Genomic DNA, 14,211 nt, shown 5'->3' on the forward strand with positions numbered 1-14,211 from the left:
TTCCCTGCTTAGTTAAGCTGAATTGCGCCACCTTTAATCCGGTTGGCGCCGCTTGAGCGACTGAGAATGTAAGCCCCTCGGATCAATACCTTGCCAGCCTTGGTCAGGGTAATGCTGGCCTTGCCACATTTCAGTTCAATCTGCTGCTCCGCGCGCAGACAGAGGGTATCGCCGTCCATTTTTACATTCAGGGTCTGACTGGTTGTTTTTTCCTTGCGAGTAGGCTGTGGGGAGACGATTCGGCCAATGATCAGCGGTTTATTCGCATCACCGTTTTCAAATAAGAGGGCCAGATGGCAGCCGATATCGTCCGTTTCCAGTTGCACTGTACTTTTGGCCTCCAAGCCTTGTTGACTTGGATTACCGGCAAATACTACCAGCGGATGGCCTTGTGCACTGAAGCCTACGAGTGCGCCCACGGTAACATCCGTAGCCCGTTTGTTTTTTACCTCACTTGTCTGTTCCAGCATCGTCGACTCCTACATCTCATTGTTTCATCCTGGCCCTGAGACTGCTTGCGGCCGCTTAGTTTTGCAGAATTTTCTTACCCTTCAGCACCATGTCTTTGCTGGCTTTAACATCGATGGCTCCGCTGCCTTTTATGCTGATGTCTTTGCCGGAAATGCTGATGGTGCCGTCTTTTTTCATGGAGATACTGGCCTTACCACATTTGATGGTGATGGCATCACCTACATCGATAACCAGGTTCTTGCCTACGTTGAGGCTGTCATTGTCACCCACATCGACAGAGCGGTTGTTGCCGACACTCACCAGTTGGTTCAGTCCTATATCAAGGTTTTGCGCCGCGCCAATTTCCACCGCCTGCGCGCCACCGATGACAATTTCCTGCGCAGCACCTATGGCAATGGCCTCGTTAATGGCCACGGTATGGGTTCTGGACTGGCCAATGCTGACGGATTCGTTGGCTGCCACATCCCGGCTGCGGTTGGCGCCAATGCTGATGGTTTCATTGCTGGCTACGGTTTCGGTACGGTTGTTGCCAATACTGATGGTTTCATCGTTGCCGACACTCTCGGTGCGGTTATTTCCTACCGAGATAGTCTCATCATTGCCAATGGTGTCTTTGCGGTCGTTACCTATATCAATGGTTTCATCTACGCCCACCGTCTCGGTCTTATTGTTTTTGACCAAGATGTTTTCGTCTTTTTCCGCTTGGATATAAAGCTCTTCGCTGCCCTTTTTATCTTCCATGCGGATTTCGTTAAAGTTGTTAGCACTGCCGCCAGGCGAACTGCGGGTTTTAATGCCCGATTGGGTTTTGTTCGCTGGCAGGCTGTAAGGCGGCATGTTATCGGCGTTATATACGCTACCCACCACCAGAGGTCGGTCTGGGTCACCTTCCAGAAAATCGACTATCACTTCGTGGCCGATGCGGGGAATAATTTGTGCGCCCCAGGCTTTACCGGACCAGGTTTGCGCAACACGAATCCAGCAGGAGCTGTTTTCGTTTGATGTGCCGTATCTGTCCCAGAAAAACTGTACTTTGATGCGACCATATTTATCCGGGTAGATTTCCTCGCCGGGGGGGCCTACCACTACCGCGGTTTGCGGTCCTTGCACTGAGGGTTTTGGTGCGTTGCGGGCTGGTCGGAACGGGGTCTTGCTGTCAATCACTACAAAGTTGCACTGAAAAGGCTGTTCGCCACCACCGCCTGAACCGTAGTGATTGGCATTAAGTTCATAGTCACAACTCAGCACCAGGTACTCCTGGTTGCGATCGGCCCTGGGGTGTTCGCTTAGGGTAAATAATCCACCGCAGGTCATATTCCGGGCATCGGTCTCGCCACTATGTTGTTCAAATTTGACCTGTTGCTCCTCAATGCGGGTGAGGGTGTAACTGTCACCATCGGCTGATTCGGTATATTCTCCGGGGTAATCAAAATACTCAGCATCAGCCAGGGCATGCGAGCGGGGAATGGTACGGCTGGTGGACAGGTCACTTTTGGGTTTTTTGAAATCGTAATCGGTGCTGGCATAGCGACCGGTTTGCACTTCACAACTGCTGCTCCAATTGGCAATGCTGCTGTCTTCTTTGCGTTGGAAAAGTCCAACTAAATGATAAGCAATAGCCGACTTACCAGAGAGAGGATTATGGGAATTGGCGGCATCGGCCAGTATCAGCTTATGCTTGTCTTTTTCATGGCTGAAGTAGAAGTAGATGCCTTCGTTTTCCATCAGGCGCATCACGAATAACATATCCGATTCGCGATACTGTACGCAGTATTCCCAGGTCCGATAGCTACGTGAAAGCTTCAGCTCATAGTCGGTAAAGCCATTGTCGGCGAATACCTGCTTGAGAATATCCGGTACCGTCATTTCCTGAAAAATACGACAATCGGCGGTGCGGTTTAAAAACCATAGCCAGGGGTGTATTTCGGCACTGTATTGGGCATAGCCTTCGGTGGCTCTGCCTTGTTGGGAAAAGCGGGTAATAAAACCATTGAAATAGCGGTACTGCTGGTTCTCCAACTCCAACTGAATGGTGGCCTTCTGGCCAACCAGATCGGTGGCTTTAATGTCCTCTTTTTTTGCATAGAGGGTAACCTCATACCTGAAGAGTTGACCCAAGGCTTCATGGCCACTCATAGACACCAGCAACAGTTCATCACCCAAGGAGGTGGTTATAGATACCTGTCTTTTCCCTGTCACAAGGTTTCTCCTGTTCGCGGCTCGCTAGAACCTGTCAAACCCGCTCAAATTCACTAAGTGTAGCTAGGGCCTGAACAACTTTCCTGTTTGTATTGTTTACAATGCCAGCGGCCCTCTTGTGCCGCCCAGGCGCGTATTGGGGCCTGGAATACGGTAGGCGTTTTGCCTTGGCCTTAGCCCATTTGGGGTTGGGTGACCTTCAGGCACCTGCCACATAGTTCTGGGCATGGGCATGGGCAAGGCTATCTGCATTTGCATCTGGCTGGCTTCCAGAGCTTGCCTGGCCATTCTGGATACAAAAGACGAGAGCAAACCCAGCACCCAGCGAATAAATGCCACAGTAAGGCTTTGCTCCGGGAATGGCTGCCATCCCACTACGGAGAGGATTTTATTCAGCAAGCGTTGTACCCAAACAGAGATCTCTTTTAAGGCCATGGCACCCTGATATAACAGCCAGGCAACGGCATCCAGTGTGGTGGCATAGGAAGGCAGTTGCTGGCCTATTCCCAGTTTATGCGTGCGCTTTAAAATATACTGCAGGGCAAAGGCGATCATGGTGAGCACCGGGGCCGAGTACATAGCTACTCCTAATGCGCCTGCCAGTACGCCTGTACTTACTCCTCCCTCAAGAAATTTCTTAGTATCTAAATCGGAAATACTGCCCTTTAAATTTCCCCATTCCATACCCCTAACAGTGGATATGTAGTTATTCATAAAATGAGCCATTACCGATATGCGCCCGGTAATCCAATTCAGATGATAACCATCGGCAAAGTCTGATGAGTACACATGTAAAAAGGGAAACATAGGTACCATACTGACCAGATCAGCATCGTGATAAACCCGGTAAATATTTTGCTTGCCAATCAGCTTATGCACTTCCTGGTTAAAAGAAGTGAAGCCCACTCTGGGGGCACCAAAGGTATAAAGTTTAATCTGGCATGTTTTGGCACTGTCCCGCTTGGCAATATGATAAGCGGTAAGGGTGGCCAAGGCGCCGCCCAGGCTATGACCAACCAGATGAATCTTACTGGGTGAATGCCAATCCAGATAGCGGTCAATATGATGTTCAAAGGAGCGAAAGGTCTGCACAAAGCCGCGATGGGTCATATGACCATTAAAGTTTGTTGGTAGGGTTTTTAGGTCAGTAGCTGCATCTTGTCTTGATGCAGTCCCTTTAATAGCAATTAATGTCTCACCTTTATAATTTTCTACTTTGGAATCAAACCCCTCGGCTATGCAACCAAAAGTGGCGGATGTTCCTCTTCCATATCCTGTAATTGCAGAGAAAGATTCTATTGGTTTAAATCCACGTTTCGTCAACGGATTTAAGATAAATAATCTTTCATCTTTATTTAAACCACTTAAAGCTGTTTTTAAGTTGACTTTCCCTGTCTGAACTTTATTTTCGTTTAGAGCTTTAGAAAAACTATAAATGCTATCTGCAAGTTCTGCGCTTTCAGAAGGTGTAATGATTTTCATATGTCCTCCTATTTGTAAACTAGTCAGCTATTTTGCATATTCCATAATAACCACCTTCAATCTGTTCTTTAAATTCAGATTCTAAGTCGCACTCTATTCTTATAGGAGCCTTTCCTATCTCATCTCCTGTCCCATAAGTGTTCTTTATATTTCTCCAGGCAGTATATTCCTCGCCTTTAAAACGAATTATTATTTTTTGAGAAATTACTGGTTGCATAGGAAAAACTAAAGATAAAACTGACTGGCTTTTCCATTCTTCAAAAAAGAACCTTCCATTCTTATCTGTTGTTACTGTTTTACTTTTCTTCTCATCTTTAGCCGACCAATCATAACTACTTATTACCTCCGCCCCTTCTACAGGCTCGCCATTTAGTAGTACAACACCTTCAACTTCAGTAAACATTGATTTTGAAAATAAACCCATGGAGTTGACTCCTTTAGAAAAAAATGACAATAGGATCACTAGTGGAATAAGTGTATTTCTTTTCACTTTACAAGCTTCCCTATTCCGTAGTAACTTTCTCCATACCTATTTTCACCTTGATATTTATTTTTTATTCCCAAATCTATTTCCATTTTTATTTGGTTTTTCCCAGTCTCTCTTCCTTTGTAATAGTTGCTTTTGGTGTGGCGCCATACGCAATAATCTTTCTGGTTGAAACCTATATTAATCTCCTGCCCTATTAACGGGTGTAATAGACCATTTAATGGTATTGGAAGAAAACGATAAATTGTTCCAAATTTGAATTTCCCATTTTCATCAGTTTTGGTCGAATCAATGTATGTTTTTTTAGATATGTTCCAGTCAACTTTTCTGGTAACGGTGATATTTTTTAGGGGCTTGTTGTCAAATAGTACCGTTCCTTCAATTTTGCTACATAGGCAGACAAAACCAATTATTATAAACGCTAAAGCGATGAAGGTAAGTAAGTATGGGAAGCTAGTTTCAAGCACCAGCCCTAATGCATCATGCATAAAGCCCAGAAATATCTTAATTTCGGTTATGATTTCCATATCTTTTATATCTCATATTTAAAATCTCCATCTTCCACTTTCAAATGGACTTTCTGCGCTGCCTTACCTGCCAGCATATTATTTAGAAATACTTCGGAAATAGTTGGTAGGATGCTGTTGGTCAGTATGGCGTCTACCATACGGCCGCCGCTTTCGAGCTCGGTACAACGCTTGCCAATCAAGGCAATGACCTCATCGTCGTAGGTAAAGGGAATGTCGTAATTTTGCCGGATACGTTTCTCTATTCGGCCCAGCTGTAGACGGATAATGGCGGCGATCATGTCATCGTTCAGTGGGTAATAGGGAATCACCACCAGCCTGCCGAGTAAGGCCGGGGGAAACACTTTAAGTAATGGCTCCCGCAGCGCACTGGCTATGCCATCTGGCTCAGGCATCAGTTCCGGGTCAGCGCAAAGGCTGCTGATTAGCTCAGTACCGGCATTGGTGGTAAGTAATATCAGGGTGTTTTTAAAATCGATAACTCTGCCCTCACCATCTTCCATCCAGCCTTTATCAAATACCTGGAAGAAGATCTCATGTACATCGGGATGGGCTTTTTCGACTTCGTCGAGCAATACCACGCTGTAGGGTTTACGTCTGACAGCTTCGGTTAGCACCCCACCCTCACCATAGCCCACATAACCCGGAGGGGCGCCTTTGAGGCTGGATACCGTATGGGCTTCCTGGTACTCGCTCATATTGATGGTGATAACATTATGCTCGCCGCCGTATAGCGCCTCCGCCAGTGCTAAAGCGGTTTCGGTTTTACCTACGCCCGAGGTACCCGCCAGCATAAATACGCCGATAGGCTTGTTCGGGTTATCCAGTCTGGCTCTAGAGGTTTGGATACGTTTGGCGATCATCTCCAGTGCATGACGCTGACCAATAATGCGTTGCTCCAAAGTATCGGCGAGCTTCAGAATCGTCGTGATTTCATCTTTGACCATCCGACCGACCGGAATGCCGGTCCAGTCCTGTACCACTGCCGCTACAGCTTGTTCGTCGACGGTGGGGAGAATTAAGGGCGATTCGCCCTGCATATGCGAGAGTTCCTGCTGTAAGGCTTTAAGCTCAGTAAGCAGGCTGGTGACGTCTTCCTGTTGCTCGGGAGTGTTAGCCTCACTATCCACTTCTCCTCGGGCTGCACGGATCCTGGCTCTGAGCGACAGGATCTGATCCACAAGTTGCTTTTCGTCCTGCCATTTTTGCTCCAGTTCACTTAATAAGCCTTGTTCACTCTGTAGCGCGTCGTTGAGCTTGTCGCAGCGAAGCTGATGTTCGCTGCCCATGGCTGACTCGCGTTCCAGGATCGCCAGTTCCACCTGTAGCGCATCAATGCGACGACGGGTATCTTCCACCTGGGCTGGCACGGCATGTTGGCTGATAGCCACCCTGGCACAGGCGGTATCCAGCAAGCTTACTGACTTATCGGGCAGTTGCCTGGCCGGAATATAGCGATGTGACAGCTTGACCGCTGCCTCAATGGCTTCATCCAATAATTGTACTTTGTGATGTTGTTCGAGTTTGCTGGCCACGCCGCGCATCATCAGAATAGCTTTGTCTTCGTCTGGCTCGGGAACTTGAACTACCTGGAAACGGCGGGTTAAGGCGGGATCTTTTTCAATATGCTTTTTGTATTCGGCCCAGGTGGTGGCTGCAATAGTGCGCAAGGTGCCGCGTGCCAGGGCCGGTTTAAGCAGGTTGGCAGCATCTCCGGTACCCGCTGCACCGCCTGCGCCCACTAAGGTGTGGGCCTCGTCGATAAATAAAATAATCGGCTTTTCCGATGACTGTACTTCTTCGATAACTTGCTTCAGGCGTTCTTCAAATTCCCCTTTCATACTGGCACCTGCCTGTAAAAGGCCCACATCCAGTACTCTGAGTTCCACATCTTTTAGCGGCGGAGGTACATCACCTGCTGCAATCCGCTGGGCAAAGCCTTCCACCACGGCGGTTTTACCTACTCCGGCTTCGCCGGTCAGGATGGGATTGTTTTGCCGACGACGCATCAGAATATCCACAATCTGACGGATCTCTTCATCGCGGCCAACAATGGGATCCATGTCTCCGCTGGCCGCCTGGGCGGTTAGATTAACGGTAAAACGTTGCAGGGCCTCATTCTTGCCCATTTGAGCTGGTGCCATAGCGCCGCTGGCTTCACCTGGGGCTGCAGCCGAGAAGCCATCAGTAGCGGTTTGGCCGGTTTCGGGGGAGCCTTGCACTATACCGGCGAAACGGTTGGTCAGATTTTCTGCATCGATCTTGGCAAACTCGCCGCTGATGGCTTTTAGGTTATTCATCAGTGAACGGGTTTTTACCGCCCCCACCATCAGGTAGCCGGTGCGAATTTGGGCCTCGTTAAACATCAGGCTGCCGTAAACCCAAGCTCGTTCCACCGCCTCTTCCAGATGCGCAGACAAATCGGTTATGGAGGTGGAGCCGCGGGGTAAGGCATCCAGCGCCTCGGTGATATCGCGGGCGAGGGTGGCTGGATTGATTTCAAAGTACTTAATAATACGATGCAGATCAGAGTCTGGTAGTTGCAGAATTTGTTGAATCCAGTGCACCAGCTCCACATAGGGATTGCCGCGCATTTTGCAAAATACGGTTGCGCCTTCAATGGCCTTATAGGAAAGCTTGTTTAGTTTGCCAAACAGGGTGGAGCGGCTTATCTCGGACATGATTGTTCTCCCATTATTTATCTACGCTTGCCCAGCCAGAATAAGGTCTTGTAGATCCGCTTCCGGCATCTTGCCAAGAACCCATGTTGTCCAGCCCAGTGAGCCGGACTGACCCAAGCTGACTCCCTGTGCTTCCTGACGGGTCAGAATGAGCCTGATGTCCCAGTCCAGTTCATTGTTTAGATACTGTTTCACCAGGTCTTTTAGCCTGCGCAAATTACGGCCGCCTGGTAAAAATGTCCGATACTTAGGTAGTGTCATCGGGCCCAGGGTTAAGCGAAATTTATTCTGGCATTGCCAAACCCTGGCTCCCAGGTTACTGGTAATGCCTAATTGGCCAGACTCGGCATTTTGGCCCAGGCAGAGCTGTTCACTTTGATCAATGCTGAGCCACTGGCCGACAAAGGGTTCGAGCGTTACTGCAAGGCCGAAATAATGGCTGACCATGGCACACAAGCCTTCTGCGTTTTTGTTGCGCTGCGCCAACCGGGCTGCCATATGCAGTTTGGCGTAGTCAGGTAAGCTGTCTCTGCCACGGCACTCAGAAATACCCATGCCCATTAAGCTTCCTATCCGCATCACAAATCTGTCGGTTTGGGGTCTGTCCAGATTGACCGTGGGTTGGGCGTCGGCCCAGCTGCGATAGAAAAACGACAAGAACCGATGGTGAAATATGTCGCAGAAGCGGCTCATGCTGTGGTCGGCGTGATTTCGCATCCGATCTCGCACGTATTCGGTCAAATGCAGTGGCAGTGGCCCATTGGGTCCATACAAGCCAAAGAACAACACATCCAGCCTGGGAGCGTGATTATCCGAGCGGATAAATTCTGACAAGGTGGATGCTGCGAAGACCATAGAGGGCGTTTGACCCAATCGGATAGGATCATCTTTGGGCCTTGCTGTTTTACCTAAATGCAGATCGCCAGCCGCCAACCGTTCAATTCTGCGTAGCGCTGAAAAGAACCCGAATTTAAAGGGTTCTTGTTGTAACTGTCGGTAGAGCATCAGAGAACCTGACGTTGTCCCGCTCTTATCGGCCATCTGGCAATTTCTCCACGTTCCTGAGTTGTGACCAGGGTTTGGGTAAAGGAATTAATCGATACATAAAGTGCAAAAAAACGCTCTAAAACCGCCCCAAGCAGGAAGCAACTGGCCCCTGAAAAGGCACTTTCATCAAAGGTCAGGGTGATTTCCAGACCATTGATAAAAGCAATAGGTCCGCCGCCCGGTTTGCGCCTGGTGATCTGCCGGGTTTGAATCGAACGCAAGCCGTCAATTTGTTTGCTGATTACCGGATCTTGCTGGTCACCGTAGAGTTTCAGAATGCTGCGCAGTGCCGCAGCGCCTTGCTTGTTGTCCTGATCGGTTAGCGACAGATAGTTGAGTGATAGCTGATTTATCAGCCGCCAGGCCGACTCACCCTGCTCATGGGCCAAAGAGGGTCTAGGTTTAGTGGGGCCTTTTATGCAGCGAATGCTGGCCACTGGCGCACTGACATCCAGGGTGAAGTCAGTGCTGCCTTTACCAACCGGCATATGAATGGGGAGGTCTCGGTTGGTGCACAAGGTGTGTACTTCCAACTGTTTAAATCCGCCATGTTCCGGGGTTTCTCTGCCATCCACTAAAGCAACAAAGGTTTCGCTACCTATATAGTTTGAGCGTGGACCCTGTCTGCGCTGGTGCGTGGATAAACGTCGTCGTTCCTGGCGGAAGGTATAAAAGGCGGAATGCTCGGGAAAATCGGTCAGGTCATAGCAGGCATAAAACGGTAGAAATTCCTTTTGGTCATCCGCCAGATCGCCAAAGCCTTTGACCTTGTTGATTTGAAAAACTTCAAAATCCAGGGGGCGGGTACGATCCACCACCAAGTGATACTCTTCGTCTCTGGTGCTCAGGTGAATACGATCAGAACGTTTAGGAAAAAGATTGATGACAGGGGTGCAAAATAAGGCGAAATCCTCCGCCGAAATGCGTTGTTCTAGTTCTGGGTCTGCGCGGTCAAACAGCACAATCAATTGTAGGGTTGTGCTTTGATACCCTTTTAGTTTTTTACCCAGTGCCGTGAAATCAGCGAACAACAAATGATCGGAGAAGGCAAAATACTCACGCAGCAATCGATAGCCGGAAAAGCTACGAGGATCATCAGGAAACATACCCTGCGGATTATCGACGCTGCCTTGCTGCAAATGCTGTGGCGTGAAGTTCTCCAACCAGTTCTCATCAGGGGACGGTGAGCACGCCAAAATTGTGCACGTATTGGCGAACAGTTGTTCATACAGCCGCGCTGCCAGGTGCGAATGGCCTGCCAGATAAAGTTTTATGTGGTTGAGGAAGCCTTCTGGCAAAGGCTGCTCATCTGTACTTTGAAAGGTTAACTTAAGTCCGGCCTTGGGCTTGTGGCCAGGGGTTGGCATGTCTTTTATCAGCGCCATATTGGTAAAGTAACTGGCCTCACTAATGGCTACCGGCCATAACGTTACATCATGACAACTGCGGTATTCGCAGGCGCTTTGATCTCCTTCTCTACGGTTACCCTTGAGTGCGGTATCTCGGGGTATTTTGCAGCCTTTTTCGAGACTGGCCTGGGGCTCCGGGGTAATTTGTACGACAGCCATGGACGGGGTTGGTGCCAGATACTGTGGGTAGAGAATATTCATCAAATTTTGTGTAAATTTGGGATACTCTGCATCAATACGCATATGTATACGGGCAGCAAGAAAGGCAAAACCTTCATACAACCTTTCTACATAGGGGTCTGAGGTTTCTACCCCTTCAATTCCTAAGCGCCCGGCAATGCGCGGGAATTCAGCGGCGTATTCTGCTCCCATTTCCCGAATGAATTGCAATTCCCGCTCGTAATGTCTTAGAAAAAGAGGATCCATATCAGCCTGCTTTTTGCTTATGTAACGTGATGGCGCCGGTGTCTAAATCCAGCTCAGATTGGACGCTGAGATGCTCTGGAACAGGTTGGCCCCAGATATCGCACTCAATTTCAAAACGCAGTGCATTTCTGGACATCTGCCCGGTCTTTTTTACTCGAACATTTAGCGTGGATGGCAGAATTCTCGGCTCGTAGCACAAGATGATTCGATGCAACTGCTTTTGTAAGTTAGACGCATCTAATTGCGAGACAATGCTGCCGGTTAATTCTGGTACGCCGTAATTCACCACAGATTTAGCAACCAGAGGATAGGCCGACAAATCTTCTACGCTCTCAAGATTGACGGTATTAAGTAGCCAGGATAAGTCACGAATGACGACCTCGCGCAGCTTTCGGGCACTGATATAGAACTTCTCGATGTTGTCGGATGCTTTGTGTGACTCCCCTTGGGGCGTTTGCTGCATTAAGACGTCATCGGTTAGCCTATCCAGTAAAGAAGGTTGTAATTTATGTTGTTGAAAAAGCTCAGCCATCATCCTTGTCCTGCTTTTTCGCCACTACGCGTTATTGAGTATTATCTGGCGAATGGATAACAGAGGATATTCGTCAGTATCCGTTGCCAGCAGGCGTAGCCCTTCACCCTGATATTCATTACCACAGGCTTGCCACTGGGTTTTCCGAGCCATTTGGATTTGGCTATCTTCACTCTTCTCCGACCCTGCATAACGGCTTGGCAGCAGTGCCACATCTTGCCCGTCATTAGTCCAGGTCAGATGAACCGGCAACCAGACCAGGTCTCGCAGATCTTCGGGAGCTTGCAGGTCAATGCGTTGAATTCGGCTGAAGGGTATCCAGTAGTAGGTTCCTTTGACTATGGCTTCTAGAAAAGGTCCGATACGGCTGTCAGCATCGGCTATCCAGGCAAAATTCTGTCCGTCCACCTGCCCTGAGGATGCCGGAGCTAGCTCGAATGCCTCGCTTCTAAGTGCTTCTGCCTGGGCAAACTGCTGCTGTGCGGAAGCGTTAAGTGCCTGAATGCAAAGCGCCATCCATTCCTCGGGTTGGCCGAACAGCATGGGTGACCGTCGCCCGGCAAAGACTTCATTGCGCATGACTTCAGCAAACAATGCGGGTTTATAAGTGTGATACATGGCCAGATTAGCGTCATCCAGGTTTTTAAGTACCTCCAGTTGTGACAACGCGCGATTCCACTCGCCCATCAATGCTAACAGCTGAAAGAGAAACACCCTTAACTCTGGATTCGCAGGTTGTTGCTTGATGGCAGTCTGCAATTCGCTGAGGGCAGCAGACAGATGGCCTTGCTTCAGGCATTGTTCGGCATTAGACATGGGGAAGGATCCATTTTAGTAGCAGTAAACCGGGCTCGCTGATACAAGCAAAGCCCGGTAAACTCGTTTATCAGGCGGCCACGTTTTCTTCGATGTTCCAGCCGAACTCTGGACCCGCAACGCCAGAACCGTCTTTGGACTGCTCCTTGTATTCCACCTTCACTTTGGCAAAGTTCAGACTGACATTTTCAGTTAATCTGTCTTCACCACCACTTCCACCTGTGCTTACTGAGGTGACAAGCACATCCGTCATGGTGATCTTGATGTACTCAAGGGGATTTTCACCGGCCTTTCTAACCACTAAGGTCGCGGTGGGAATATGCTTACCGTTGGCACAGTAAAGCATGAGATTGTTAGACGATTTGTCAAACCAATGGGTAAATGACAAGTCCTGCACACTGACTTTACCGGCGCCACCGCCACCGCCAATATGCATACTACCTGACTGTGACATTCCCCAACTCCAGGCAAGTACGTCTATTTCCTTACTATGGGCCTTGTCCTTTGATTCTCCTTCGATACCTTCAATTTTAATGAACATATCAACTGCCATGACGACTCTCCTCTAGTTTCATTTCCATGGTGAGCAGTATTGCTCTGGTTTCTTACGTCACAATAATCCGATATCAAGCACTCTTTGCAGACGGCAGGCGTGATACCAACCTTAGCGAGACCGTTAACCCTTCCAACTGGTAGTGCGGTCTCAAGAAAAATTTAGAAGTGTAGTAGCCAGGGTTTCCTTCCACCTCTTCCACTACCACTTCTGCAGCAGCCAGCGGCTTTCTGGCCTTGGTTTCCTCGGTGGAGTTGGCGGGGTCGCCATCCACATAATTCATGATCCAGTTCTGCAGCCATTTCTGCATGCTTTCTCGCTCTTTAAAGGAGCCGATTTTGTCCCTGACGATGCATTTCAGGTAATGGGCAAACCGGCAGCTGGCGAACAGATAAGGCAATCGCGAAGCGAGGTTCGCATTGGCGGTTGCGTCTGGATCGTCATACTCAAATGGCTTCTGCAGAGATTGCGCGCCGATGAAGGCGGCGAAGTCAGAGTTTTTCTTGTGTATCAGCGGCATAAAGCCATTCTTGGCGAGTTCCGCTTCGCGCCGGTCACTAATGGCAATTTCGGTGGGGCACTTCATATCCACGCCACCATCGTCTGTTGGGAAGGTGTGGGTGGGAAGCGCTTCAACTGCGCCACCTGACTCAATGCCTCGGATACGAGAACACCAGCCATACATTTTGAATGAGCGGTTGATATTGACCGCCATCGCATAAGCTGAATTTGCCCAAGTGTATTTATGGTGGTCGGCCCCTTCGGTATCTTCCTCAAAATCGAACTCCTCCACCGGGTCGGTTTTGGCACCATAAGGAAGGCGAGCCAGGAAGCGTGGCATGGTTAGCCCTAAATACCGCGCGTCTTCTGATTCTCGCAGTGAACGCCAGGCAGCATATTCCGGGGTTTGAAAAATTTTGGTTAAATCCCTTGGGTTGCTTAGCTCCTGCCAGGAATCCATTTGCATCAGATAGGGATCAGCTGCAGTGATGAAAGGAGCATGGCACGCCGCTGACACCTGTGCCATTTCTCCGAGTAGTTCGACATCTTGTGGACTGTGGCTAAAGTAATAATCACCCACCAAACAACCGTATGGTTCGCCGCCAAATTGCCCATATTCTTCTTCGTAGACTTTCTTGAAGATAGGGCTTTGGTCCCAAGCCGTGCCTTTGAATTTTTTCAGGGTTTTGCCTAACTCATTCTTGGTAATATTCATTACCCGAATCTTGAGCATTTCATCGGTTTCGGTGTTGTTCACCAGATAATGCAAACCCCGCCAGGTGCCTTCCAACTTCTGAAAATCCTCGTGATGAAGGATAAGATTGACCTGATCTGACAGTTTTTGATCTATCTCGGCGATCAATGCCTGAATGGTACCAATGACGTCAGAGGATATGACGGCGGTATCTTTCAGAAGTTGTTCTGCAAGTGTCTGAACAGCCGTTTCTACCGCTTCTTTGGAGCGATCAGACTTTGGTTTGAATTCTTTTTGCAATAACGACTGAAAATCACTGGCTTCAATTTTTTCGGCTACTTCTTGCTGCGCTTCAGTTTTTACTTCGGTCATGATGACAAGTACTC

General features: G+C 48.9%; 12 protein-coding genes. All 12 read right to left on the reverse strand.

The genetic code is table 11. From position 1 onward, the window contains the following. Positions 1–8: 8 nt before the first annotated feature. A complete protein-coding gene (locus tag J0A65_RS17375) occupies positions 9–470 on the reverse strand; it encodes a DUF6484 domain-containing protein (RefSeq protein WP_206595613.1) in 462 nt (153 codons plus the stop codon). Positions 471–525: 55 nt separating this feature from the next. Continuing rightward, a complete protein-coding gene (locus J0A65_RS17380) occupies positions 526–2,670 on the reverse strand; it encodes a type VI secretion system Vgr family protein (RefSeq protein WP_332874357.1) in 2,145 nt (714 codons plus the stop codon). Between the two features lie 96 nt (positions 2,671–2,766). Continuing rightward, the gene (locus J0A65_RS17385) at positions 2,767–4,152 is read right to left on the reverse strand and encodes a lipase family protein (RefSeq protein WP_206595614.1); all 1,386 of its coding nucleotides are present in this window, start codon (positions 4,150–4,152) and stop codon (positions 2,767–2,769) included. A gap of 19 nt (positions 4,153–4,171) precedes the next feature. Then, positions 4,172–4,576: a DUF6795 domain-containing protein gene (locus J0A65_RS17390; protein ID WP_206595615.1), complete on the reverse strand. Its 405-nt coding sequence runs from the start codon at positions 4,574–4,576 to the stop codon at positions 4,172–4,174. Positions 4,577–4,638: 62 nt separating this feature from the next. Next, entirely contained in the window at positions 4,639–5,166 is a 528-nt protein-coding gene (locus tag J0A65_RS17395) for a DUF6795 domain-containing protein (RefSeq protein WP_206595616.1), read from the reverse strand. Between the two features lie 5 nt (positions 5,167–5,171). Beyond that, positions 5,172–7,847 (reverse strand): type VI secretion system ATPase TssH, encoded by a 2,676-nt coding sequence (gene tssH, locus J0A65_RS17400; protein WP_206595617.1) that lies wholly within the window; start codon positions 7,845–7,847, stop codon positions 5,172–5,174. Positions 7,848–7,868: 21 nt separating this feature from the next. Beyond that, positions 7,869–8,888 (reverse strand): type VI secretion system baseplate subunit TssG, encoded by a 1,020-nt coding sequence (gene tssG / locus J0A65_RS17405; RefSeq protein WP_206595618.1) that lies wholly within the window; start codon positions 8,886–8,888, stop codon positions 7,869–7,871. Further along, positions 8,852–10,729, reverse strand: a complete 1,878-nt coding sequence (gene tssF, locus J0A65_RS17410) for a type VI secretion system baseplate subunit TssF (protein ID WP_206595619.1) — start codon at positions 10,727–10,729, stop codon at positions 8,852–8,854. The genes tssG and tssF overlap by 37 nt, the downstream gene beginning before the upstream one ends. Position 10,730: 1 nt before the next feature. Continuing rightward, on the reverse strand, positions 10,731–11,261 hold the full coding sequence (gene tssE / locus J0A65_RS17415) for a type VI secretion system baseplate subunit TssE (RefSeq protein WP_206595620.1): 531 nt from the start codon (positions 11,259–11,261) through the stop codon (positions 10,731–10,733). A gap of 24 nt (positions 11,262–11,285) precedes the next feature. Further along, the gene (locus J0A65_RS17420; protein ID WP_206595621.1) at positions 11,286–12,077 is read right to left on the reverse strand and encodes a type VI secretion system accessory protein TagJ; all 792 of its coding nucleotides are present in this window, start codon (positions 12,075–12,077) and stop codon (positions 11,286–11,288) included. Between the two features lie 70 nt (positions 12,078–12,147). Beyond that, a complete protein-coding gene (locus tag J0A65_RS17425) occupies positions 12,148–12,630 on the reverse strand; it encodes an Hcp family type VI secretion system effector (RefSeq protein WP_206595622.1) in 483 nt (160 codons plus the stop codon). Between the two features lie 73 nt (positions 12,631–12,703). Next, on the reverse strand, positions 12,704–14,197 hold the full coding sequence (tssC, locus tag J0A65_RS17430; protein WP_206595623.1) for a type VI secretion system contractile sheath large subunit: 1,494 nt from the start codon (positions 14,195–14,197) through the stop codon (positions 12,704–12,706). Positions 14,198–14,211 lie beyond the last annotated feature (14 nt).

It is taken from the genome of Bowmanella yangjiangensis (assembly GCF_017255015.1).
In the GTDB taxonomy this organism is placed as follows: domain Bacteria; phylum Pseudomonadota; class Gammaproteobacteria; order Enterobacterales; family Alteromonadaceae; genus Bowmanella; species Bowmanella yangjiangensis.